18 protein-coding genes are annotated in these 25,317 nt (G+C 57.3%); 10 read left to right on the top strand and 8 right to left on the bottom strand.

The annotated features are described in order from the left end of the window. Position 1: 1 nt before the first annotated feature. Positions 2–1,159 carry a glycosyltransferase family protein gene (locus ATJ78_RS14235; RefSeq protein ID WP_143741430.1) on the top strand — a complete coding sequence of 386 codons (1,158 nt, stop codon included), beginning with the start codon at positions 2–4 and terminating at the stop codon, positions 1,157–1,159. Then, entirely contained in the window at positions 1,159–2,967 is a 1,809-nt protein-coding gene (locus tag ATJ78_RS14230; RefSeq protein WP_098408841.1) for an ABC transporter ATP-binding protein, read from the top strand. Before ATJ78_RS14235 ends, ATJ78_RS14230 begins: the two co-directional genes overlap by 1 nt. Here the strand turns inward: ATJ78_RS14230 and ATJ78_RS14225 are convergent. After that, entirely contained in the window at positions 2,953–3,888 is a 936-nt protein-coding gene (locus ATJ78_RS14225; RefSeq protein ID WP_245836339.1) for a glycosyltransferase family protein, read from the bottom strand. The genes ATJ78_RS14230 and ATJ78_RS14225 overlap by 15 nt on opposite strands. 289 nt (positions 3,889–4,177) lie before the next feature. On the opposite strand from ATJ78_RS14225, the gene ATJ78_RS14220 reads away from it, so the two are divergent. The 5 genes from ATJ78_RS14220 (at position 4,178) to ATJ78_RS14200 (ending at position 9,433) form a co-directional block, all read left to right on the top strand. Further along, the gene (locus ATJ78_RS14220) at positions 4,178–5,473 is read left to right on the top strand and encodes a nucleotide sugar dehydrogenase (RefSeq protein ID WP_098408840.1); all 1,296 of its coding nucleotides are present in this window, start codon (positions 4,178–4,180) and stop codon (positions 5,471–5,473) included. A gap of 42 nt (positions 5,474–5,515) precedes the next feature. Continuing rightward, positions 5,516–6,484 (top strand): UDP-glucose 4-epimerase GalE, encoded by a 969-nt coding sequence (gene galE / locus ATJ78_RS14215; protein ID WP_098408839.1) that lies wholly within the window; start codon positions 5,516–5,518, stop codon positions 6,482–6,484. Between the two features lie 64 nt (positions 6,485–6,548). Beyond that, the gene (gene glf, locus ATJ78_RS14210; RefSeq protein WP_098408838.1) at positions 6,549–7,694 is read left to right on the top strand and encodes a UDP-galactopyranose mutase; all 1,146 of its coding nucleotides are present in this window, start codon (positions 6,549–6,551) and stop codon (positions 7,692–7,694) included. 10 nt (positions 7,695–7,704) lie between these two features. Next, a complete protein-coding gene (locus tag ATJ78_RS14205) occupies positions 7,705–9,237 on the top strand; it encodes a class I SAM-dependent methyltransferase (protein WP_098408837.1) in 1,533 nt (510 codons plus the stop codon). Further along, a complete protein-coding gene (locus ATJ78_RS14200; RefSeq protein WP_143741429.1) occupies positions 9,227–9,433 on the top strand; it encodes a hypothetical protein in 207 nt (68 codons plus the stop codon). The genes ATJ78_RS14205 and ATJ78_RS14200 overlap by 11 nt, the downstream gene beginning before the upstream one ends. A gap of 101 nt (positions 9,434–9,534) precedes the next feature. Here the strand turns inward: ATJ78_RS14200 and ATJ78_RS14195 are convergent, their stop codons facing one another. Beyond that, positions 9,535–11,118, bottom strand: a complete 1,584-nt coding sequence (locus ATJ78_RS14195; RefSeq protein ID WP_143741428.1) for a polysaccharide pyruvyl transferase family protein — start codon at positions 11,116–11,118, stop codon at positions 9,535–9,537. Further along, positions 11,115–14,687, bottom strand: a complete 3,573-nt coding sequence (locus ATJ78_RS14190; RefSeq protein WP_169923469.1) for a CDP-glycerol glycerophosphotransferase family protein — start codon at positions 14,685–14,687, stop codon at positions 11,115–11,117. Before ATJ78_RS14190 ends, ATJ78_RS14195 begins: the two co-directional genes overlap by 4 nt. A gap of 227 nt (positions 14,688–14,914) precedes the next feature. Here ATJ78_RS14190 and ATJ78_RS14185 point away from each other — a divergent pair, with 227 nt between their 5' ends. Continuing rightward, complete coding sequence (locus ATJ78_RS14185; RefSeq protein WP_098408833.1) at positions 14,915–16,396, top strand: polysaccharide pyruvyl transferase family protein; 1,482 nt, start codon at positions 14,915–14,917, stop codon at positions 16,394–16,396. On the opposite strand, the gene ATJ78_RS14180 is transcribed toward ATJ78_RS14185, so the two are convergent. The 3 genes from ATJ78_RS14180 to ATJ78_RS14170 are packed head-to-tail and all read right to left on the bottom strand — an operon-like array spanning position 16,388 to position 20,840. Further along, a complete protein-coding gene (locus tag ATJ78_RS14180) occupies positions 16,388–17,485 on the bottom strand; it encodes an acyltransferase family protein (RefSeq protein WP_169923468.1) in 1,098 nt (365 codons plus the stop codon). The genes ATJ78_RS14185 and ATJ78_RS14180 overlap by 9 nt on opposite strands. Positions 17,486–17,506: 21 nt before the next feature. Next, positions 17,507–18,865, bottom strand: a complete 1,359-nt coding sequence (locus ATJ78_RS14175) for a bifunctional cytidylyltransferase/SDR family oxidoreductase (RefSeq protein ID WP_098408831.1) — start codon at positions 18,863–18,865, stop codon at positions 17,507–17,509. 25 nt (positions 18,866–18,890) lie between these two features. Then, a complete protein-coding gene (locus tag ATJ78_RS14170; protein ID WP_245836338.1) occupies positions 18,891–20,840 on the bottom strand; it encodes a glycosyltransferase in 1,950 nt (649 codons plus the stop codon). Between the two features lie 218 nt (positions 20,841–21,058). On the opposite strand from ATJ78_RS14170, the gene ATJ78_RS14165 reads away from it, so the two are divergent. Then, positions 21,059–21,865 carry an ABC transporter permease gene (locus ATJ78_RS14165; RefSeq protein ID WP_342744802.1) on the top strand — a complete coding sequence of 269 codons (807 nt, stop codon included), beginning with the start codon at positions 21,059–21,061 and terminating at the stop codon, positions 21,863–21,865. 4 nt (positions 21,866–21,869) lie between these two features. After that, complete coding sequence (locus ATJ78_RS14160) at positions 21,870–22,616, top strand: ABC transporter ATP-binding protein (RefSeq protein ID WP_098408828.1); 747 nt, start codon at positions 21,870–21,872, stop codon at positions 22,614–22,616. A 3-nt stretch (positions 22,617–22,619) separates the two neighbouring features. On the opposite strand, the gene ATJ78_RS14155 is transcribed toward ATJ78_RS14160, so the two are convergent. Beyond that, positions 22,620–23,951: an O-antigen ligase family protein gene (locus ATJ78_RS14155; protein ID WP_245836337.1), complete on the bottom strand. Its 1,332-nt coding sequence runs from the start codon at positions 23,949–23,951 to the stop codon at positions 22,620–22,622. Further along, on the bottom strand, positions 23,948–25,285 hold the full coding sequence (locus ATJ78_RS14150) for an O-antigen ligase family protein (RefSeq protein WP_098408827.1): 1,338 nt from the start codon (positions 25,283–25,285) through the stop codon (positions 23,948–23,950). Before ATJ78_RS14150 ends, ATJ78_RS14155 begins: the two co-directional genes overlap by 4 nt. Between the last annotated feature and the right edge of the window lie 32 nt (positions 25,286–25,317).

Genomic DNA, 25,317 nt, shown 5'->3' with positions numbered 1-25,317 from the left:
TGTGCCGAACAAGAAGAGAATCCTCGTACTCACGTACACTCCGATCAAGAGCGCTCCACGCGCGCTCAAACAGATCGCCAAATTTGTCGACGAATACGAGGTCACCACCGCGGGTTTCGGCGAGAGACCACACGCGGACGTCGTCGAGCATATCGAGTTCACACAGCCTGCTCTGCGTCGCGGTGTGGCCGGCCTCTGGGATCGTTTCATTTACCCATTCACTCTGCTAACTCGCCTCTACGAGGTGACGTATCGCACGGCGCCACGAAACAAGATGGCTGCAAAAGCATTGGAAGGTCGGGAGTGGGACCTCATCATCACCCACGATGTTGCCACTGCTCCGTTAGCGATGAGTCTTCCCTCCACCCACGGGGTGGTGGTCGATCTCCATGAATACGCACCTCGGCAGAACGAGCACTCGCGACTGTGGCGATTCCTCATCGCGCCCTACTTCCGCTGGATACTTCGGAAATATGTGGCACGCGCAGCTGGCGTCGGAACTGTCAGCCAAGGCATCGTTGACGAGTACTCCCGAAACTTCGATTTCGTTCCCGAGCTTGTAACGAACGCGACGCCGTACCAGGAGCTTCCTGTCGGTGACGTCGGTGACACCATCAGCCTTGTCCATAGCGGTATCGCGGCGCCAGCACGCAAGTTGGAAGTGATGATCGAGGCAGTTCGCGACACAACAGCGAACGTGACGCTTGATCTCTACCTCATGCACAAGATCCCCGAGTACTCCGACAAGCTACGCGCCCTTGCAGAGGGTAGTGATCGAATTCGCTTTAAGGACCCGGTTCCGTATAGTGAGCTTGTCCAGACGCTCAATCAGTACGATGTGGGAGTCTCGATTATCGCGCCAACCACCTTCAACCTGGCATGGTGCCTGCCCAACAAGTTCTTTGACTACATTCAAGCGCGCCTGGGGATCATCATTGGGCCATCGCCGGAAATGATGCGCATACTTGACGAGTATGAGCTCGGCGCGGTCGCAGCCGGATTCGAAGTTGCTGAATTCAAGAAGACGCTCGAAACGATGACGCCTGAGGACGTGCGGCGGTGGAAGCAGAACTCGAGCGACAACGCGCGGGCATTATCTGGTGAAACTCAAGTGGCTGTGTGGCAGAAGATGGTCGCCCGCATCTTCGAGGTCGAATAATGAAAGCTCTCTACGGACTCTATCGCGATGTTTTGAACATCCTGCCGGGCCGGGCGAAGCGCTTTCTGACACTTTACTCGGTTGGGCTTGGAATCCTGGCGATCCTAGATGCCGCGGCGCTCGGGGTGCTAGCGATCGTCATAACGCCTCTCATCAGCCAGACGACCATCACGCTCCCCATAGTCGGAGAAGTCGGCGGGCCTGGTTTAATCGGGGCGATTGCACTCGTTTGCGCACTCATTGTGTTCAAGGGCGTGGGCGCTGTAGCCCTTCTGCGCATTGCAACGAAACGATTTGCGACCTATGAGCTAGAGCTCGGCACAATGCTGTTCGAGTCGTTTACGGCCCTACCTTGGACAGAACGGCTGAAGAAAAACTCGTCGGATATCGTCCGTCTCACGGACGGCAGTGTCGGCGCCATCGTGGCAGGTTTTCTCCTACCTGGATCAACGCTATTGGGCGAGAGCCTCAGCTTTATCGCGGTTGTCGTGGTTCTTGCGGTTGCGCAGCCTGTCGTCGCGATAATCACGCTCGTGTACATGGGACTGCTCGGACTTCTTCTCTACATCGTCGTGGCAAAGCGATCACGCCAGGCAGGTAAAACCAACCTCAAATACACGCTTCAGACGTCGAGATTGATCACAGAGATGGTGGGTGCGCTCAAGGAAGTCACCCTTCGCAACAAACTTGCTGAGGTTTCTGACGTTGTGCGAGCAGGACGTGTTCACAGTTCGCGCGCCCGTGCTGATGTCCAATTCTATGGACAGGTTCCCCGGTACGTTCTCGAAGCGGGTATTGTCGGCGGTTTCGTACTCGTAGGCATCGCTGGGTTTATCGGAGGTGGACTCGAACAGGCCCTTGCGGCCATCGCCATGTTCGGTCTCGCAGGTTTTCGCGTGGCGCCCTCAATTGTCCGGGTCCAAACTATCGTGAACAAGATGACCGCGAACGCACCGCACGCTGAAATCGTGCTTCGCGAGATTCAAGAAGGTGAGAGTGCCAAGCAAGCAGTCTCCGAAGAGGACACCGCTGAGATTCCGACTCGTCCTTCCGCCATTGCCCTGAGCGACGTCTCGTTCTCCTACGGGAACGACAACGTTCGCGCCCTCGATTCGGTCAATTTCACTGTTCCGTTCGGCAGCACGGTGGCCTTCGTCGGCTCATCGGGCGCTGGCAAGTCGACGATGATCGACCTCATCCTTGGTCTGATTTCTCCTACCGTGGGGACTGTGTCGCTTGATGAAACTGATCTTCGTTCAATCCGGAGAGCGTGGCGTTCACGGGTCGGATACGTGCCGCAAGATGTCGCGCTTTTTGACGCCACCGTAGCTCAGAATGTCGCCTTGAGTTGGACTGACGACGTCGACAACGAGCGAGTACGCGAAGTGCTCGCTCAGGCGCAGCTGTTAGAGACAATCGAAGCGCGACCCGGTGGCATAAACGCACCCATTGGTGAGCGCGGGCTATCCCTCTCCGGTGGGCAACGCCAGCGGCTTGGGATTGCGCGCGCGCTCTACGGGCGCCCGCTTGTGCTCGTGATGGACGAAGCCACGAGTGCACTTGACTCTCGGACAGAGGCCGCGGTTTCGCGCGCAATCTCTGAACTTCAGGGCGAAGTCACGGTGATACTCGTCGCCCATCGGCTCTCAACCATCAAAGATGCCGATCAGATCTTCTTCCTTCGCGATGGTCGAGTAGACGCGCAGGGAACTTTCTCGGAGCTCGTCCGTGACGTCCCGGATTTCGCGGAGCAAGCTGCTTTGTCTGGACTCGGCAATAATCAGGACGGAAAATCAGAGGCCGAGTAGCCGTGCGATGATCGCCCGCTCCGTCTCCACATCGGATTCGGCGCTCAGCTCGATTGCAGCCCTGTGCGAGTTCTGCTTGTAGCCCGCGATCTCCTCGCTGGACAAGGCACGCAGTGTCGCTACCAAATCGTCCGTAGAGAAACCACCGGTTACGGCACCGAGGCTATGAGCCGAGATCACAGCATCAGTTTCTACGGACGGGCTGAACACCACTGCTAGCCGGGCCTGGACGAAATCGAACAGTTTGTTGGGCAGCATGAGCCGGTGATTCGTCGTGCGAGGAGGTAAGTTGAAAACGCCGACGTCGAATGCGTTGAGCACCTTCGGGAGCTCCGCTGGGGGCACGGCTTCGTGGAAGTTGATCCGGGCAGAGTCCTGTGCCAAGGCTCGAAGCGATCGCCAATATTCTCCGCCGTCGCGCCCCTTTATGAGATAGAGGTCGAGGGTAAAGCGCGGATCCAGCTGAAGGGTCGCGCTAATAAGGCTCTCGATATCCCGTCCGGGCACGGCAGCTCCACTATGGACGAGCCGGACACGGTCGCCCTCAAGTGGGGATGGGGTGAGGTTCTCGAACGGCCGCGCGTTACGAACTACTCTCGCCATCGTACCGAACTGCTTGTCGTAGAGGCGAGCGATCGATGCGTTGACGGTGCTTACAGCATCGGTCATGGGCAGATAGCGTTCACAGATGTGGCGCATGTAGGGCGCCACCAGGAGCTTCCACGAGAGAACGTGAGTGCGTTCTTCTGGGGCCCACTCATGCATGTCGCCCCACACCGGAGCGCTGCCCTTGACTGCGTGGGCAAGCGGAAGGGCTCGTGCTTCGTTGGCAACGACAAGGTCGAAGGAGCGATCCTTGATAAGTGCAAGTGCGGAAACTTCAGCAGGAGCAGTGAGTTCTGCGCCTTTATGAAGCCGCATTGCGAGCTTGACGACACCGGGAATCGTTTGTGGAAGAGAAGGACGGTTTCCCGATATTTCAAGGTGTTCTATCGCCTTCTCCGGTTTGGGCCCGTACCCGACCGTCGTGACGTCGCCAAACTCGCTGAGGACCTCAAGCTGTCGAAGAACGCGCGCGTCGGAGCTGAAATCCGAGAAAGAAATCGCGAGGATGCTTGGCCGAGAAGACACAGTGCAATGGTATCCGTCTGGGCCAGCCCAGTGGCACCACGCTCGGAGCAGCTCAGTGAATGCACGTAGACTGAAGACCATGCAGATTGCGGTCGTTGCCCTCGGCAAAATTGGTCTTCCTCTCGCTGTTCAGTTCGCTGACGCAGGTCACGATGTCATCGGAGTCGACGTGAACCCGAACGTCGTTGATCTCGTGAACAAGGGGGTCGAACCGTTTCCCGGCGAAGCGCACCTCCAAGAAAAGCTCTCGGAGCTCGTCCCAGCCGGACGGCTGAAGGCCACGACCGACTATGCAGAAGCGATTCCGAGCGCGGACGCGGTCGTCCTTGTCGTGCCACTGTTCGTGAATGACGAGACGTGGGACCCCGACTTCGCCTGGATGGATGCCGCGACGAAGTCGCTCTCAGAGCATCTCACGCCGAATACCCTTGTCTCGTACGAGACGACGCTTCCCGTCGGTACGACACGCAACCGCTGGAAGCCGATGCTCGAGCAGGGCTCCGGACTGACCGAGGGTGCAGACTTTCACCTGGTGTTCTCGCCAGAGCGCGTGCTTACGGGCCGCGTCTTCGACGACCTCCGCAAGTACCCGAAGCTCATTGGCGCCCTTTCGGAGGAAGGCGCACGCCAGGCTCAGGAGTTTTACGAGGCAGTGCTGACGTTCGACGAACGCCCTGACCTATCGCGAAAGAACGGCGTGTGGGATCTCGGCACCGCAGAAGCCGCTGAGATGGCAAAGCTGGCCGAGACGACGTACCGCGACGTGAACATCGGACTCGCGAATCAGTTTGCTGTGTATGCGGACACTGTCGGCGTTGACGTCTACCAGGTGATCGAGGCATGTAACTCTCAGCCGTATAGCCATATTCATCGGCCGGGTATCGCTGTCGGAGGACACTGCATTCCTGTTTATCCCCGGTTGTACCTCTCGACTGACCCGAATGCCGACATTGTGCGTCAGGCGCGGCTCTTCAACGCCGCGATGCCAGAGCGCGTTGTGACGAAGGCCGAAGAAGTACTGGGCAGCCTCAGCGGCGTCAACGCGGTCGTCCTCGGAGCGTCGTACCGAGGCGGCGTCAAGGAGACCGCGTTCTCCGGAGTCTTCGAGACGGTGAACGCGCTGCGTGAACGCGGCGCGAACGTGACGGTGCACGATCCGATGTACTCCGATGATGAGCTCGCGTCATTCGGGTGGACGGCCCATCACCTCGGCGAGAACGTCGACCTCGCGATCATCCAGGCGGACCACGCGGAGTACAAGGACATGACCGCCGCCGATCTTCCCGGAGTGAAGCTGCTCATTGATGGGCGCAACACGACCGATCCGGCTTCGTGGACGGGCACACCGCGACTCGTAATCGGTGGCGGACAGTAAGCAGTTGCCGCAGGTCGCACGTCGCCAGCCGAGGGAGAACTCGTGAGCGTTCTTGTCACCGGGGGAGCCGGCTACATCGGCAGCCACATTGTCCGGATGCTGCAGCAAAGCAGCGACGTCATTGTCGTCGATAACTTCAGCACGGGGCGCCGTGAACGAATCACGGATGTTCCGATTTACGACATTGATCTTGCAGCGGACTCCTCCGTTCGAGAGGTGCGCCTTGTTCTTCGTCGGCACGATGTGCGAGCCGTAATCCACATGGCCGCGCTCAAGCAGGTCGGTGAGTCCGTCGAACAACCCGTTCGCTACTACCGCGAGAACACGCAGACGCTCGCGCACGTTCTTGAAGCGATGGAAGCAGAGAGCGTACCGCTTCTTGTGTTCTCCTCGTCTGCAGCCGTGTACGGGAGTCCTGCTGCTGATCTCGTCAGTGAAGAGGACGAGACGAAGCCCGTGAATCCTTACGGTTCGTCCAAACTCATGGGGGAGTGGCTCGTGCGTGATGTTGCAAAGGCAACGTCGATACGAGCGGTCAGCCTTCGATATTTCAACGTTGCGGGTGCCGGTTCGGCCGAGCTCGCAGACACGGTGCCCGCCAACCTGATCACGCTGGCCATCGACGCGCTCGCGCGAGGAAGTGCGCCCAAGATCTTTGGGGACGACTACGACACTCCTGACGGGTCGGGGGTGAGGGACTACGTACACGTCGAAGACCTGGCTTCCGCCCACATCGCCGCCATCGACTATCTCAGCAAAACGCACGAGAGCTACTCCGCCGTCAACGTGGGCACGGGAACAGGCGCAAGTGTCAAAGAAGTTCTCGCTGAACTCGTTGAAGTGAGCGGTAGCACAATCGAGCCAAAGGTAACCGAACGCAGAGCTGGGGACCCTGCAGCGGTCGTTGCTGACGCAACCCGGATCAAGGAACGCTTCGAGTGGACGCCCACGCATTCGGTTCGTGACATGGTCGAATCGGCTTGGAGCGCGCAACTTCATGCGGAGGGCTAACAGCCGACACCGTCTAGAGTCGGTACTGACGTTCGCACACTGCAATCTAGGAGCATGAACACTCGTGAACTGTGACCTTCTTGTCGTCGGGTCCGGCTTTTTCGGCCTCACCATCGCTGAGCGCGCCGCAGAGAGTGGCCGCAAGGTCACCGTGATCGATCGGCGCCCGCATATCGGCGGTAACGCGTACAGCGAGGCTGAGCCCGAGACGGGTATCGAGGTCCACAAGTATGGCGCGCACCTATTTCACACGTCGAATCCGTCCGTGTGGGAGTACGTCAACCGCTTCACCACGTTCACGAACTACGTACATAAGGTCTACACGACTCATAACGGTGTCGTCTATCCGATGCCGGTGAACCTGGGCACGATCAACCAGTTCTTCCAAGCCGCGTACTCGCCAAACGAGGCGCGCGAACTCATCGCAGAACAAGCCGGCGAGTTCAACGCCAAAGAGGCAAAAAACTTCGTGGAAAAGGGGATCGCCCTCGTCGGCCGTCCTCTCTATGAAGCTTTCTTCCGCGACTACACGGCAAAGCAATGGCAAACAGATCCAGCCGACTTGCCAGCGTCAATCGTGAGCCGTCTTCCCGTGCGGTACACGTACGACAACCGCTACTTCAACGACACGTGGGAGGGCCTGCCCACTGACGGCTACACGGTGTGGCTTGAACGCATGGCTGACCATCCCAACATTGATGTGAAGCTTGATATCGACTTCTTTGATGAGAGCCAGCCCTTCAATAAGAGGGCGACGGTCGGCCACGTTCCCATCGTCTATACGGGGCCGGTGGATCGATACTTCGATTACTCCGAAGGTGAGCTCTCGTGGAGGACTCTTGACTTCGAGCAGGAGGTCCTGCCCGTCGGCGATTTCCAAGGTACGCCGGTGATGAACTATCCCGACACGGACGTCCCATACACACGAATCCACGAGTTCCGGCACTTCCATCCTGAGCGCGACAGCTATCCGAGCGACAAGACGGTCATTATGCGCGAGTTCTCGCGCTTTGCCGAACGCGGCGACGAGCCGTATTACCCGGTAAACACGGCAGCAGATCGAGATGGCTTGCTGAAGTATCGCGAACTGCAGGGTGGCGAGAAGGACGTATACTTCGGCGGTCGGTTGGGAACCTACCAGTACCTCGATATGCACATGGCGATCGGTTCGGCACTCTCAATGTGGAACAACAAGCTTGCTGCACAGTAGAGTCTCAGGAATGAAAGTAGCGCTGCTTAGCCACCGTGGGATATTTGTGCGCCCAGGAGCGGCGACGTCGGCGCTAAACGTTTATTTGGACGGCCGTCATTTATGGACCGTCGCGCCAGATACTGGTGTCCGCCGATTCGGCGTCCTTGTGCGCTGGCCTGACGAGCTCCTGCGTCAGATGGACGGACGGAGTCTTTTCGAAGTCCGAGATCAGAATGATTCTGTGCTTGATAGCCGGTTCTTGACTTTCGGAACTTCCGATCAGCCGATCGTCCTAAAGGACGCTGATGGACGGACTCTAACGGTCAACAAATGGGGTCGTCTTACTCACGGATTCGAACAGCAGACTCGTGAAGATAAAGACCGCTTGATTCAGCGGACGGCCGAGGTTCTCGGTCAGTTGAATGATCTTGGGTTCGATTCGTTCATCGTGGGTGGAACGCTTCTCGGAGCAATGCGAGGCGGTGACGTGCTCGAGCACGACGATGATGCCGACACCGCGTATTTGAGCAAATATTCCCATCCCTCAGACGTCGCATTGGAGAGTTTCCGATTACAGCGCGATTTTGAAGCGTTGGGATACTGGATCGTCCGGCACAGCGTCAGTCATTTCCAGGTGATGTTCAAGACGGAGTCCGGGCACATTGATCATTTCGTCGACGTGTTCGCTGCGCTTTTCAAGGATGGTCGCTTCTATGAGCCGATTCACGTCGACACTGACCAGGTCAGCATGAGCGACATCGTACCGACGAGCACACGCGAACTCGGAGGTGTGGAGCTTCCTACCCCAGCGAACCCGGAGCGTTGGCTCACTGCATGTTATGGGTCTGAATGGCGCACTCCTGACCCGTCCTTCGTGTTCGAGACCCCAGATGACACGGTGAGACGATTCCACTTCTGGTTCGGGCGCTTGAGCCTTCATCGTTTGTACTGGGACTCGCGGTACCAAAACGTCAGCATTCTCCGCGGGCCCTCGGCAGCAGCGGAGCGATTAGCCGCGAGGTTGCCTCCACATTCGCGAGTTCTCGAGATCGCGTGCGGCACCGGTGCGGATGCCCGATATCTTGCGTCGCTAGGGCACGAGGTGGTTGCTTTCGACTTTTCCTGGGTCGCTATTGAAAGGGCTAGACAGGAGTCCGGGAGCAAAGTCGACTTTCGGGTCGCTAATTTGTATGACCGTAAAGAGATGCTTCAGCTGGCAATCGAGCTTCGCTCCGAGCACCGACCAATTTATGTTTTCATGCACCACGCCATTGAAGGAATGACGAATTCAGCGCGGGTCAACGCGGCTCTCCTGTGCAAGTACCTATTGAGGGATGAGTCATTTGCTTTCATGACTTTCTGCGCGTCCCCGGGTAGAGAATTTGACATGGAACGTCCACAGACATGGCACATTCCAATTCATGCTGTATACAAGTCAGCGGCGGATCATGGGCTGACAGCGCGAGTTGATCGCACACATGTCGAACTAGTCCACGGAGGTAAACGGCTGGTGGCAGACTCGACAGTTTCTCGGAGAGGGAGAAGTAATCATGGGAATTAAGACCAAGCTTAAGCGTATGGCCTGGGCTGCCGCTCCTGCCAACATGGTTGCTGGCGAGGAAGTTCAGGTACTCAAGCAGCAAGTTCACGACCTACGAATGGAAGTTGAGCAGCTTCGACGTGATCTCGATGAAGCTCGACGCGATAGCTTGCGGATCGCCGAACTCACCGATCTCGTAGTCGAGAGGCTCGGCTAGCAGCGTGCAAATCGGTTTCGGCTACTAAGTAGCAACCGGCCTTCCCTGGTTCTTTGAGTCACGAAAAGTGGTTATCGGTTGGAACTTCCACGTGATTAGAATCAGCTCTTCCTTCGACGAAGAGCTCGTACCACCGCACCTAGCTTGTCAGCCAGCCTCACAACTTTGCGCGAATTGGCAGCCACGAGTTCGCTTCGGAGTGTTGAGATCTCCGACTCTGCAGCTAGTCTCGCTTGACGCTGCTGGTCGCGGTCTTTCCCAACTCGGCCAACGATATCCTCAGTGTGGGCTTTGGCCTTCCGCTCACGAATGAGCGAGTCATACATTAAGCTCAACTCGTTGTGCGCTGCATGTTCTGAGCAGCTAACCGCTTCTACATTTGCGAGCTTGAGGCTTGGAACCTCAGCAAAGGATGGGACAGTTCCTCCTGATGATTCCCTGATTCGTTCAACTAGAGCGTCCCACCAAGTTTTCGCTTCTGCTCTTCGAACGGGTTCGATCGCTTTAATGTGCTGCTCGTACACACGGCGTTGTGCTGCTACCTGACTGCTTAGCGCTGAAACGGCGTCCGCAGTTGCGCGCCTCGCTGGCAAATGAAGCTCGGCCGTTTCGAAATTCTTCTGAGCACCGTACATGCGCACGAATGAGTACGCGTCCACGCCTATCGAAATTGTTGGAGTACCAACACTCTGTCCGAGAACGATCGGGTGGTAACGGGTGCTGACGGCGAGCGTTGCCTTCTTCATCACGGCTAGACATTCCCTGGCCGACATTACAGGTAGAGCGTAAATACGAGAGGATGAGGAAGTCTTGATGACTCGCTCATGGGAAATTTGATCGTGCTTCTTTTCATCCCGAATTGGCGAGCCTGCGTGAGGAAGCAAATACACCGTCTCGTCCAACTCGGCGGCCACACTGTCCAGTATCGCCGCCATCTGAGTGAAGTATTCATCTTCACTCCAAAACGGGTTCGAAACGTAGGGTGAGACCGAGGCAACCACGAACCTATCGTCTAGATTGAGGGCTGCGACCCATTCTTCATCCGCTGCGTCCGCGCGCAGATGGAAAGCGTCGTCGAGGGTGCGGTACGCAGTTGCTCGGCCCGCAGTCAAATCACCTATCAACGCGAGCGAGTCCAATTCGCGGGCACCGATCATCGAAGCGCTCGTCAGTATCTCAGCGACGATTCCGAGGTGCGCGTCGTCGATGCTTGGACCTATAGTCTGGCTCGTCATCAGCAGTGGCTTGCCGAACTTCTTCGCCAGCTTTGTGAGCACGGAGCGTTCATACACATGATACAGATATCGCGACGTGATGTTCCCCCCGCCCGCGATAATTACAGCATCGCACCGGCGCACGAGGTCCAGAATGGCATGCGCCGGGTCTTCCGGAGGCATCGTGCCAAAATCGTTCGCGATTTCTGAAACAAGTGTGGTGTAACGCTCTTCGAGGCGCTTGCGGTTCCACCGCGTTCCGAAACCAAATCGATCGATTGCGCTGACTCCGTACCGTTTTTGGGCCGGAGCGGCCTCGGCGGCGATGATCGTGATGTCCGCGATGCCGCGCGACTGAAGCTCTCCTATCGCGGCCTCTGTCATCGCTTCATCTCCGAGGTGATAAAGACCTTCCCAACCCACGTCCCCTATAAGCGCGACGCAAGGATCCGGCGCATCTGGTTTATTCACGCGTCTCCCCGCGGCGCGAAAATCAAATCGACAAGGCGTTCCGTGGCGTGCCCGTCTTCAAGCTCCATGAAACGGCTGATGAATGTACTTCTCTCTCCATCGAACGATCGTGCAACTGCGTCGGCGTTCTTGATGGCGTCGACGAGATCTGCAGCGTTGTAGAGAAGCGGCCCGGGCGAAGTTTCATCGAATGGGACGAAACTCTCCCGACCTCTGAAATACTGCTCGTAGTCGGGCACATAGTAGAGCGAAGGTTTCCCAGTGAGGGCGTAGTCAAAGCGCAATGAAGAGTAGTCGAGTATCCCTATATCCGACGCAAGAATAAGGTCGTTGATATCGGGATAGTCGGTGACATTAATGATCCCGCTATCTGCTGACGTCCCCTGCCTTGCATTAAACGGGTGCCCTCGCAGCAAAATCACGTAGTCATCGCCGAGTGACCGCATGAGTTTTGAAAGGTCTAGAAACTCTAGCATCGCAGCTGACATGTCATCGGCGGACACGTAGTCGCGGAAAGTCGGCGCGTAGAGCACAGCTTTTCGACCCTCTGGAATCCCCAAGTTCTTACGGACTTGTTCCCGAACACGGTCCGCTTCGGGTGAAAGAAGGGCGTCGTTGCGCGGATATCCTATTTCAAGAATCTCCGATTGGACGCTCGAACCCGGACGATAGAATTCTTTCAAGATCGGCGTTGCATAGCGAGCGGGAGAGATCAGGTAATCCCACTCAGCGGCTCGCTTGAAGAATGATTCCTGACGTTCTGCAGTGAACCCGAGCTTTTGCCACCATTTATAGCCGTTGAATTTGAACGGATAGCCGTGGAAGGTCTGGATCAGGACCTGGCCGTCGCGCTTCACATACCAGTCGGGCTGGTGCACGTTGACCATTACGTAATTAGCAGTTCCAAAACTTTCGTAATAGGAGTGCGAATCCTCAAGTACAACGCGTGCACCCTCAGGAACATCGACTGAGTAATCCTTAACGGCCCAGATCAGCTCGAGTGAACTCTTCCGGCGCTGCAACTCCTTATGAACGGCAAGAGCTGAGTCGTTTGCGGCCTCCCCGTACAAATTGCGGAACAGAACGGACTTTGGCTTTGTAGCCGAAAGGCTGTAGAACCAGTCCTTCATCCTCCAACGGTTGCCACCGCCGATTTCATCGTCGGAGAGCGGAGGCTCAATCTGCATACCCAGCGATGCACCTGTCTCCCGAGTGACGTTGACCCGGAGCTTTTCGGTCTCGAAAGTTCGGGGGAGACGGGGCGCGAGCGCATCGTGCACATCAAGGGATAGAGGAGAGCTGTCGAAGCTCTCAAGTTGAAGAGTGTATGAGCCACTTGGATATGGTCGGCGAATGTCTCTCCAGGCGGATGCTTCGAGAGGGATTCTTATCGAAATACTCTCGGCCGTAAGCACGATGGGCAAGTCGAACATCGAGGAACCGACTTGAGCGAGTGCTCGAGCAGGGTCAGGCGTGCCTTCAACACGTTGGCACTCGACGATGAGCCCGTTCGCATCGTCGTACCGCACGTCTGTCACGCTCACGCAATTCCGTCGATCAACTAGCGTCAGGCAGCCGCTTGTGAACTCCTGGATCGAGCGGCCACGAATGTCCTCTGTATTGCGTGTCCTGACTCGGCGCGACCAGACGAAGCGCGTAGAAGCATCGACGAGATTTACGCCCGGCAGTTCTGCCGATACATAAATGGTGTGGCTAGTTCCGTCCGGTTCGAACGCACGCAAATCGAAAGTCATGCGCCCCGGGTCCGAATACAAACTTCGTGGCAATGAGAATCTGGCGGTGAATTCTCCATTCACGCGTTCGACGCCGGTGATCGAGCGATTGAGACTAAAGCGGTCGCCGTCCCGAACTAGAGCTACGTGGGATATCGGTTTCACGCTGTCAAACGTGAGTGTGCCTTTGTCGCCAGCGATGCCTAATTGCTTGGCAACGACGCTCGGCGTCGTGACCCTGAAGCACACGGACTTGTCCGGACGCCGAACGGAAACTACGACTCGACCAGAATCAAGTTCGATGGCTGTAGAGCGCGTCGATTTCCAATCGGTGGTAACGATCGCGGCGCGCCTCAGACCATTAGACGTGCCTGTGACGCGAATCTCATATTCTCCGTCGCGGTCGAAGGCGTCGCTGGGGACCGTGATGCGATAGATCGCCTCCTGCATGTCAGCGTATCGACGGGTGTGCCCGAGTACTGCGCCCGGCAGACCCGACTTGTGACTCGCTAGTTCTCGTGTCGAGCCTGTTTCAGCTTCAACCAACTCAAAGCGCATCGAGTCGATGTCCTCGGGGCGGATTCTGTCGATATAGGCAACGATTGAGAGTTGGATCTCCTCCTTCGAGCCCGTCAACTGACGCGCCACCGCCCTCAGAGGGGTCTCCCCGGACGACAACTCGAACGCGAAGCTTTCCAGCTCCGTTTGAAGCCTGTCCTTAAGTGGGAATTCACCGACGACGCGGCTACCCACGGCCGACCCAGAGAAGTGGTCGGCCTGCCAGCCGTGTTCCTCAAGAAATTGCAGTGCCAGTTCCCGATGCTCGGAGTCTACGAGTCCAATGAGAATTTTCTTACGGGCGTCAACCTCTTGCCACAGCGACGTCTCCGAGACCTCGGAGACCAGGTATCGGATGAAGTCGACAAATTGAGCCCACGCTTCGTCATCCATCTGGCGAATGTTGGGAAGGAATTCGCCGAGGTTGTTATTCAGGATCTGGCGAAGTCGTTCCTGTCGTACGTCTGGCGAGCTGTACTTCTGCAATACATTCAACGAGTCCCGGACCGCGATGTGATGGTGATGGATATTGCGAGATGATGTGACCTGTTGCGTGATCGAGGACTGGTCATCGCGCATGCGCCAGTTAATGCTGACGCGAGACAAGACATCGAATCGGTCGGCGCGAGCATAGGCCTCCATTGAGAGAGCTTGATCTTCGTAAAGCAGCCCTTCAGGGAAAGTGAACTCGCAAGCGTCCCAAAATTCACGCCTGTACACCTTGCTCCACGCGACCGCGTTGACCATAACGTTTGGAAAGGTCTCGAGCGTCGTTGCTTTGCGTTCAACATCGTGCGCCGCTCTAATCCACGGCGCTGCCTGGGGATACGAACCCTTCAGTTCGCGTCGATACGGCATGACGGCAAAACTGGACCCCGTTTCGCGGAGGATACTCATCGCATCCTGGTACGCGTGACGGTCAACGAAATCGTCACTATCGAGAAAGGCGATGTACTCACCTCGGGAATGCTCCACTCCGACGTTTCTTGCCGAACTGAGTCCGCCATTCTCCTTACGAATTATCCGTATTCGAGGATCACGCCTTGACCAATGCTGCGCGACTTCGTAACTGCGGTCGGGAGATCCGTCGTCCACGACGATCACTTCTATGTTGCGGTAGTTCTGAACACTAAGTGATCGAAGACATTCCCCGATGTAACGCTCGACTCCATACGCGGGCACAACGATGCTGAGGAGCCCCGGTATCAACTCTTGTGAATCTCTGAGAAGGCGAACGCGCAGATTCAGTCCAGCTATCCAGCGTCCGACGTTTCGCACTCCTTCTCGAGCCGCCAACAGCTCTGGTCGAGCAACTATGTCGAGTGCGAGATTACGGAAACTGCTCAAAATAAACCCTCATCGTTTGCCGCCTTTGCGTCCGGCGCGGAGTGCGGTCGCATGTGCATCCGGATAAGTCTAAACGTCCGTCGCGGTTCACATCTGGGAGACTCCCTTAACCAGATACAGTTGAGCTGGCGTAGTCAGGAGCAAGGAGGCGAGTTGTCGTGAGGATTTTAGTTCGGGCAGGCAAGGCTCCGCACGATGTAGTTTCGCCAGAAGCTTCGTTCGCGCGAAACCGCTCTGGCGTCTTTGGTGCGAACGTCGGCAATCTGCTTTTCACGAATGCCGTTTACAAGGCGGTGAACGTGCCGGATGCCGAGGTTGTCGTTGATTCGTTGGAAACGGAATCGCCGCGAGTCAACGACGAATACACCAAACGAGTCAACGATGAATTCGATATCTTCGCTTTACCATTGGCAAACGCATTTCGTACGCAGTTTCTCCCTTGGCTCGACAGGCTCTCTGGTGTTATCGAGAAGCTCGATATTCCTGTAGCCGTCGTCGGTGTCGGTGCGCAGTTAGGTTTTGATGGCAACTACTCCGGAGTCTCTGACAGGACAAATGCCTCAGTAACGCGGTTCATGCGCGCCGTACTCGATCGTTCTAGTTCAGTAGGAGTGCGTGGTGAGATCACGGCCGATTATTTGAACTCGCTAGGCTTCGGGACAAACCATGTAGACGTTATCGGCTGCCCGTCGATGTACGACAACGGACGTCAGATGGTGGTCGAAAAGGCAGATGCTCCTCCTGCCGTAGATGCAAGTATCGGACTGAACGTCACCCCGTCCATTTCAAGCATGGGAGCCATTCTCAACAACGTCGCGGATCGATACCCCAACTCCGTGTATATTCCGCAAGAGCACAGAGAGCTTGCCCTTCTGCTATGGGGGAAAGACGTATCAGGCAAACTTGCCAGCGGGGTACCAGCAGATATTTCCCACCCGCTATACCGTCAAGATCGGATTCGATTCTTCTTAGACCCGAGCACTTGGCGCGGTTATCTATCCTCATGTGAGTTTGTATTCGGGAACCGAATTCATGGCAATATTGCTGCATTGACTGCAGGCACCCCGGCTGTTCTGCTTTCCCATGACTCACGTACTTTGGAGTTGGCTCGCTACCACGGGATCCCTTTCCGTCCGGTTCCATCCGCCGATGAAGGTGTCGATGTAGAAGAGCTCTATGAGTCGGCCGACTTCACGGAGTTGAACCGGTGCAGTATGGAAAATTTCGATCGTTACACCGCGTTCTTGAGAAAGAACGATCTAACAACCATTTACGAGCCCGGCCAGGAGAACATCTCTTATGAACATATCCTGGCATCGGCGAGCTTTCCGGATCCGGTTCATACACTTTTCTCGAACAACCGAGATGTCCTAATTGAGCGTTTGCGCTGGCTTTGGCAAGGTATCGACGCGGACCAGTTGCGAAGTGAAGGCGCTTATGCCCCTCCTTTCGCACCTCGTTCGAGCTCGTCTGGCAATGACCCGAAGTCTTTGAACGCGTCAATCCAGCGGCTAGAGGCGAAGGTGCGTGAGCATGAAGGAACGCTCAAATATCTTCGCCAACCGGCCGAGAAGCGAGTACTCGAGGGTGTGAGAGTTCGCCTTAACCGGCTTCGAGGCCGTGGAAACAAGTCAGGCTGATTCGCGGAAATTGTGTTCGCGCGTCGCTCCAAGATCAGATAGATGCCGTTTCAATAGGGCCCGCATCCGTGGTCCGAACGGCTTCTCCACGAAGGCGTAAATTGCCCAGGCAAGTGCGATGCAGCCCAGCGAGGCGATGAGCAATGCAAGCCAACTCGGCGCCTCCCGAAGGTTCGAGAGCATCCACCATCCCCAGTGTTCGTGGACGAGATACAGCGGGTAGGTCAGCAGACCGAGTGATGTCATCCATGCCGCACGTATGCGACTCAATCGCGTCAACGCAAAAAGACAGATTGCAACACCTGCGAATCCAAGAACGACCGCGACGATGACTGGATCCAGAAGGTTTTCGGTGTTCGACTCGGCTCCGATCCGGGTGCCGCCGTTCGTCTGGAATACTGCGAAAATCCAGTTGACCCCGAGAGCCGCCCAGAGAACAAAATTCTTGGGTTGCTTGACAAGTAGGTAGATGATGATGCCCATACTAAAGAGTGGGGCTTGCTCCGGCATCAAGATCGTATCGATAACGTCTGAATCCAGCTGCTGAAAGAGCGCTGCCAGCGGCGGCCACAGGATGGCCAAGGACAAAACCCTCTCTCGAGTGAGTCCGACAATAATGAGACCAAAAACTAGAAGGTAGAACCGAAGCTCTGCCCACAGGGTCCAGTAGACGCCGTCTATGTGCGGGACATTAAATACCTCTTGAAGCAAAGTGAGATTTAGCAGCGCTTGTGCAACCGAAATATCTTTTCCGGCTGGCCATAGAAACAAAAGAAGGAACGACGTGAGAGCCACTCCCGTCCAGTACGCCGGGTACACCCTACTAACTCTGGACGCGATGAACGCCGCTGGTTTACGACCTTCAGCGCTCAGAAGAATCACAAACCCGCTGATGATAAAGAAGACTTCTACACCGAGGAAACCGTACTTCGCAAACGGGAAGAGCCCTGGGAAAACTTCGTTGACGGGCTCGCCCCACGCCTTGTTTTCTCTCGCGGTGAAATGGTAAATCAAAACCGCGGCAGCAGCAGCGAAGCGGGTAAGGTCGATTAGCGCGAAGCGCGGACGAGTAACCGTGGGTGAAGACAACGTGTGGAGAATGGTGCGGCCTCAGAGACGAACGCTTATGACTTGGCCGGTCATGGGGGAGGCCATGACGCGAGCTGACACTTCCGCGACGACGTCTGCGGAGAGGAGCGTGCCCTGAGGCTCGTCGCCAAAGGCTTGCGTGCGCATCGGAGTGTGCGTGCGTTGCGGATTGACACAATTTACCCGCACACGGTCGTCGGCCCACTCTTCCGCCAGTGCCTGTGTCAGATTGACGACTCCCGCCTTCGTCGCGGAGTAGAGGCTATAGCCAGCCCTGCCGCGCGTGTATGAGCTGGACGTAAAGAACGTCAAGGATCCCTCGGACTCTTTCAAGAAGTCAAATGCCTCTTGCGCTATGACCGCGGGGGCCGTGAGATTCGTTCTAATTGTCCGTTTGATCTCCTTCTTCGGAGCGCTGGCCAACGGCGAAATAGAAAGGATCCCTGCCGTCACGATGACGTAGTCAATCCTGCCTGCCTTCTCAAGTGAGGAACGCAACGCGGCCCGGACGCTCTTGCGTGAAGTTACATCGGTGTTGGTCGCAGTTCGGCTGTATGAAAATACCCGGGCGCCGGCTTTCGCGGCCACATCCGCGATACTCTTGCCAATTCCGTAGCTCCCGCCAAAAACGACAACCGTCTTTCCTGCCAAGTTTGGGACTTCGGAAGATTCGCTCGAGAGACTCTTTGACTGAAGCTGGAAGATTTTATCGGCGATGTGGATGTCGATAGGCTCCGTTACTTTCATATTCTCGCCGGTTCCCTCGACGACGTAGATCTTGATATCCGGAAGATACTTAAAGATGACGCCGCAGTCGTCAGTTGCCTTGAACTCCGGGTCTTCGGTCGCGATCTCGTAAGCCCTACGAATTGTCGAGATCTTGAATGCCTGAGGCGTCTGTCCTCTGCGCAGAACTGAACGATCCGGCATGTCGGAGATGCACCCGTCGTCATCAACTTGAATGATCGTGTCCGCAGATCGTATTGCCGTGTCCACCGCGTCGTAGCTGTCCAGTGCCCTCACGCAGTCATCGATGATTCTGTCGTCGATGAAAGGCCGTACAGCATCGTGGAAGAGTACTTTGCACTCTTCGTCCGGTAAAGCAGCCAGTGCAAGTCTGGTTGTGGCGTTTCTCGTTTCTCCACCGGGAAGGATTCGAGTTAGTTTGCTGAATTGTCCGCTCTTCTGAAGGTGATCGAGCTCGTGAATTGAGTCGGCGTTCATCATGATGATGATCTCGTCGATGTGTGAGTTGTTCTCGATTGCCTCAAGCGTGTGCTCAACAATTGCCTTGCCTGCAATCTTGATGAGTTGTTTAGGGATACCGAGTCCAACGCGCACGCCGACTCCGCCAGCAAGGATGACAGCGACTGTTCTCATTATTACCTCGTGCTTATTTCGTCGATTATTTCGCGGCGAATGTCTTATTCCACTCTTCAGGTGATGTAAGTGCGGGCAATTCTTGACAGTACGCGGTGGAAAGCGTCCGCCAGCTGTCTCGCAGCTGACGATGGAGCGCAATGCTCTCGGCGAGCAAACGGCGGAACGTTGAACGATCACGCTGGAACCATGACTTTCCTGACCCGTCAGCTGTTGAGACAAGCGCGCTGTCATAGTGTGGCGTGCGGAACCACGTGGCGTCGCGCTTCGCGAGTTCAACCTGAGGATGCTTACGGTTCGCGGAAGACGGGCGGGTGAACCAGTGGCGCAATGTCATCTTCGCTGTGAACACGGCGAGACTGATCCCGCGCGGGCCGGGTGTCGACTTGTGAGGTGGCGTGACAGGGAAAACTCGCTTGCCTTGGTTCGTCGGCGGAATCTCCTCATCCGTGCGCAGGACACGCATTTCAGGGAAGGATGAAGCGGTCTTTCTAAGTACTGACAACTGCGTGGGAAGCTGCGCATGCATGTGCTCCGGGCCACTTAGGATGTCCCTGAGCGCCATATGACGCAGGGTCACGGCATAGTACTGCATTGACAGAAGGTGTTTGAGGTCAAGGCGGAAGCTGTCACGGAGCAGAATTCCGCTCCGCGGGTAACGAGAGTGCAGGAGCCCTGCCACGATTCGATTGCGGGCGTGGAAGTACGCCTGCCAGTCAATTGAATCGTCCTTATCGAGCCACGATACGTGCCACAATGCGGCACCGGGTAGCGACACGGTCGGGAAGCCATGCTCACGCGCCCGAAGGCTGTATTCGGAGTCATCCCACTTGATAAACGCGGGCAAAGACAGGCCAATCTCTTGAATGACCTTTTTAGGGATGAGGCAGAACCACCACCCGTTGTAGTCCGCGTCCATGCGTGAATGCATCCATCGGGTCTGCCGGAGATTGGTGTTGCGGAAGTCATGAGGGAACAGCTCACGGTGCTGAGGACGCCAGATGAAGGGCTTCTCATCGACAATCTCGGCGTAGGCATGCAGGACAGGTCGGTTGAGTAGATCGAACATGTGCCCACCGACGATGGTGGGTCGCTTGCTGTGTCGCGCAAAAGCGACGGTGCGCAGAATACTTTCGGGCTCAATCTTGACGTCGTCATCGAGGAGGATGAGGAAATCACTGTCGTCGCGCTTCAGTACCTCCGCCATCGAGCGCGAGAAGCCTCCGGAGCCGCCGAGATTCGCCTGGTCGATGATCTCGAGTTGTTCGCCGAGCTTGTCGTTTACCTGGTCAAACCCGTCCTGGTCGGCGACTTTCTGGTCGCCTTGGTCAATGATGAAAATGCGGTCGATAAGTTCGAGCACTTCCGGACTCTGAGCGAGCGCGTCAAGCGTGTTCACGCAGTAATCGGGTTTGTTGAATGTCGTCGTGCCCAGCGACGCCTTACCCGAGTTCTTCTGCTTCGCGTCCGTCAGCCAGGTACCTCGATCGAGAACGAGCCCGTCCTCGTCGGCTTCAAGCTCAAACCAGTACCAACCGCCGTCGCCGAAGGACTTGAGCGGAAGGTCAAACGTGCTCGTTGCGTTTTCGCTGACGCGACGGGACTCGACACGCTGCTGCGCACCCTGTGAGTTCGAGCGGTAGACAAGAATCGTGCCGGATCCGGTCGTGGAAAGCTCTAGACGCACGCGCTTGACGTTGGTCCAGTGCTGCCAGTACGACGCCGGAAAGGCATTGAAATAGCTTGCGAATGAGACGCGTTTTCCCCCGTTTACACGAGCGCTCGTCCGAGAGAGCACATCGTCGATGTGCGCATGGTTGCTGACCTTGACGTTCTGGCCGTCGATGGTCGTCCACGTCTCGGGGTCGGCGTAGAGAGGAAGGACGTCGGGGTCGCGGTCAAGAGGGAAGATGACGTTCTGCAGTGCTGTCCACATGCGCGGCGTTTGACTCCTGTTCGTCTTGACTTGCGGCACAATGCCTCTCTGAGCCTAGCTTCCACAATCCGTGAAATCCTGGTAGGACTCTGCAACCGGCAGTAATTCAGCTTGACAGCGCTATGATTCCAGTTGGCCCCCAGAGCTGACCCGAGAGCACGACGACATTGGCACAGACATTGACGAACGCTGACTTGAGCGAATTCAAGACCCCAGGCCGGGGTCACGGTGTTCTTGATATTTTCACAAGACGTTACTTGCTGAAGGTTCTCGTTAAGAAGGACGTCACAACCCGCTATCGGAACTCCGTCTTCGGCTGGATGTGGTCATACGCGAAGCCGGCAGCGCAGTTTCTTGTCTATTACCTCGTCATGGGGCACATCCTCGGGCTCTCACGTGGCATCGACAACTTTCCCGTCTATCTTTTCTCGGGAATCGTCGTCGTCAACCTGTTCAATGAGTCCTTCAGCAACGCGACGACGTCAATCGTAAACAACAAGGCACTCGTCAAGAAGATCTATCTTCCACGCGAACTCTTTCCCGTTGCTACCGTCATCGTCGCTTTCGTGCACTTTCTGCCACAGGTCGCGATTCTCATCCTCGTAGCTCTCCTGACGGGGTGGGTGCCCACACTCGCTGGCGTCGCGGTCGCCATTCTCGGGATGCTGCTGATCGTGCTGTTCTCCACAGGCCTCGGCCTGTTCTTCGGAGCACTCAACGTGGCGTTCCGAGACGCGCAGAACTTCGTGGAGATTATCCGAACGTTCGCAACGTGGACCGCTCCCGTACTGTACTCGTGGACAATGCTCGCCGACATCGCGCCGAGCTGGCTGTTCAACATCTACATGTGCAACCCTCTAACCGTCGCCGTCGAGTTCTTCCACTACGGTTTCTGGTTTACGACGTCGACAGGGGCTCTCGATAATCCACCGGCCGATGCGTTGTTCCCGCCAGAGCACATGCTCGTGTACTCGCTCGTCGCATTCGCGATCGCCATTGTCACAATCGTTGTAGGACAGTTCGTCTTCCGCCGGTTCGAGCGCAACTTCGCACAGGATCTCTAATCGCATGACAACAACTGCAGCTCGCCCGAGCATCATCGTCGAGAACGTTCGCAAGACGTTCCTGATCAGACACAGTCACTCCATGAAAGAGGCTGTGATCGGCAAGATCCGTGGACGCAAGGTCGGGTCGAGTCCGTTCCAGGCCGTCGACGAGGTGTCATTCACCATCGACGAAGGTGAATCCGTGGCCATCCTTGGCCACAACGGTTCGGGCAAATCGACGATGCTGAAACTCATCTCCGGGGTGCTCGAGCCCAACGCGGGACGCATTCTCGTGCGGGGACGACTTGCGGGACTTATCGAAGTTGGCGCCGGGTTCCATCCAGAGCTCTCCGGGCGCGAGAACGTCTACCTCAACGCCGCGATCCTCGGAATGAGTGAGAAGGAGACCGACGAGCGTTTCGACGATATCGTCGACTTCTCCGGCATCCGTGAATTCATCGATCAAGAGGTCAAGCACTACTCGTCCGGAATGTTCATGCGGTTGGCGTTCTCCGTCGCCATTCACACAGAGCTTGACGTGCTTCTGGTCGACGAGATCCTCTCAGTTGGCGACGCTCCGTTTCGTGAGAAGTGCAATCAGAAGATTCAGGAGCTGATCGACCAGGGTAAGACCATGGTCGTGGTCAGCCACAGCGCAGGCACGGTCAAGGAACTGTGTGACCGCGGCATTGTTCTGCGCAAGGGCAAGAAGATCTTCGACGGCCCTATTGAAGAGGCCCTCGAGGTTCACAAGGCGAAGAACAAGTAAGCGTCAGTCGATACGGTCTGGATGGTTCAGCGGCGTCGACGGCCCAGCAGGTCGCCTGTCGAGCGTCTGCCGCCAGCTCTGTGACTGCGACGCTTTCGCCGCGCAGATGACCAGAAGGAACCACCCCGCACCGGTGAGAATGTGGCTCTCAGCTGCAGAGCCCGCCAAGAGCGTGACGAGCACCAGCGCTGGCCAGGTGTAGATGAGGCTTCGGCGGTTGGATGCCAGATTCCACGAACGCAGAAACGCGAATAGGCACAGAACCAGGAACAGGAAGATTCCGACGAGGCCGACCTGCAGGTAGACGTCGAGATAGGCGTTGAGCGCCGACGCGTGCACACGATCGACCTGGATGTTGATGAGAATGTACGGGAAGTCGTCGTTGCGCCAGGCGCCGATCCACCCCCAGCCTTCGAGAAAGTTGTCTTTCACGAGATCCCACGTCGAGCGCCACAAGTGGTACCGCACACCGAACTCGCTCGCGGCGTCGAGCCACCGGATGATCAGGTTGCGCGCAAGGTAGACGGCCACGAAGCCGATAAACGACACCGTGAGCAAGAACGCCTGAATGAGAGTGCGCCGCTCGGGGGAGGACTTGCGCAGCCAGTACAGCGCGAGCGTCGCGACGAGCACCACCAGAATGAGCAGCTGGTTGATGGGGGACTGCGACAGAAGCAGGCACAGCACGGCAAGGGCAACCGAGCCGTAGGCGATGGGGCGGTCGACCGAATGCGTTCGCCATTCGATGACGAAGGTGATCAGGGCAATGACGGCCATGAGCCCGAGCATGTTGCGCGTGACGAAGATTCCCTGGATCGGACCGCCGAGCGCGATGTTCCCCTCGATGCTGAGGAACGGAATCGGCACGTCGAAGAAGATGCCGCTCAGCATCTCGAGCACGATTGATACGGCAAGCAGCGCGCGCAGCACGCCCCCGACGGCGCGCACGATCTGGATCATGTCGCGCGTGAGCGCGATGGTCATGGCGAGAATCGCGACGACGACCTGATAAGCGATGCCCACGAAACCGTCTGTCGAATAGTCACTCCAGAACAGGCTGAGGGCACACCAGGCCATGAACGCGAAGATCGAGAGCGGCCACCAGCCGCGCCACTCGATGTAGTGACGGCGCCCGATCAGCACGACGCCGGCCAGTAGCACGAGCGTGCCGAGCGCGCCGACGACCCCCGGCCAGTCGAGCAGATTGCGAATGAGGGGAATCGAGAACGTTGTGGCGATCGCGCAGATCGTGAACGCCTGGGCGAACGGCGCCGAACTCACGGCCTCGTCAAGGCCGTGCGGAATGCGCCCGCGAGGTCCGCCCGGCACCGTCACGTTGCCCCGTCTTCGGTGATCGCGCGCTGTCGCTTGGTCTTGAGTGACAGAAGGACGACGAGCACCCAGTCCGATTCGATGAGGATGCGGCTCTCGGCAAGGCTCTGCACCACGAGTACGACAGTGAACAGCAGGGGCAGCAGCGCCAGGGCGGAGTAGGGGCGGTCGTCGCGCAGGTCAAAGCGCGGCCGGTCGATGGCCGCGAACCACGAGCGCCAGAGCAGCGACGCGATGACCGCGGCGAACAGGACGACGCCGATGACGCCTAGCTGCAGCCATACGTCGAGCCACGCGTTGTGCGCGTGGAGCTGTACGACGTGATGTCTGACGAGAGGGTCGTCAAGCGGAAGCTGCCCCGGAACCCACGGACTGGAGTAGCCCCAGCCGAACCAGGGACGTTCCGATGCCTGGTTGATGACTCGAGTCCAGAACTCGGTGCGCCCGGTGAGATCTTCGCTCTTGCCCAGAAGGGCGAGCAGCTGATCGGTGAACGTCAGAATCACCGTGACGATGCCGGCGAAGACCACGGCGACCGTGACATACAGCGCCGTGCGGCCATGCCGCGATGCGCGGCGAGCGATGACAACGGCGAGCAGAGCCGCCGCTGCGACGAGGGCCGCGACAATGATCGTGCTCGAGCGCGTCAGCGAGAAGGTCGCGACTGATAGCAGCATCCAGAACCAGCCCCAGCTGCGACGAACGGAACCAATGGTGAGCTGAATGCCGATGGCGATGACCGCGAAGAGCGCGCAGATCGACAGCAGATTCGAGTTGCCGAGGATTCCCTGGATCTTTCCGCCCTCGAACAGCAGGTTTCGCGACCAGTACGCGAGAAGCGGCGGGTCGTCACCCACGTACACGCCGCCCGAGAGCGGCAGCACCATGTCGCGCACGAACACCGACACCCACAGCTCGAATGCCAGCGAGAGTCCGATGACCCACTTGAGGGCATTCGCGAGACGCGTCAGCACCTGCTGCCACGTGAACACGAGCGCGAGGTATACGCCGACGACCGTGCACATGAACGTGCCCAAGTACGTGAGCAGCGTCGCGCCGGCATAGGCCGACCACGTCACCGAGACGAGCGCATACACGAGAAAGGCGATGAGAGCCTTGGGAAGCGCGCGTGGCGAAAGCACCGGTCGTGCTCTCGCGATAAGAACGAGCGTGATCAGCGTGTACGCGCTGACAATGACGACGTAGGCGGGCCAGCCCACAAGATTCCGGATGCCGTCGCCGCCGAACGCGACGAAGAGCCCGAACGTGCCGTGCGCCGCTGTCACCCGGTACTTGGTCGACAAGGTCGCGGGCGGGGCGACGACGGGCGAGCTCATTTCTCCAATCTATCGCGTGAGACTTCGGTCAC

Origin of the sequence: Paramicrobacterium agarici, from assembly GCF_002563955.1 — a bacterium.
GTDB classification, from domain to species: domain Bacteria; phylum Actinomycetota; class Actinomycetes; order Actinomycetales; family Microbacteriaceae; genus Paramicrobacterium; species Paramicrobacterium agarici.
Note: the sequence above shows the minus strand (reverse complement) of the source record. Positions and strands in the feature narration are given on the sequence as shown.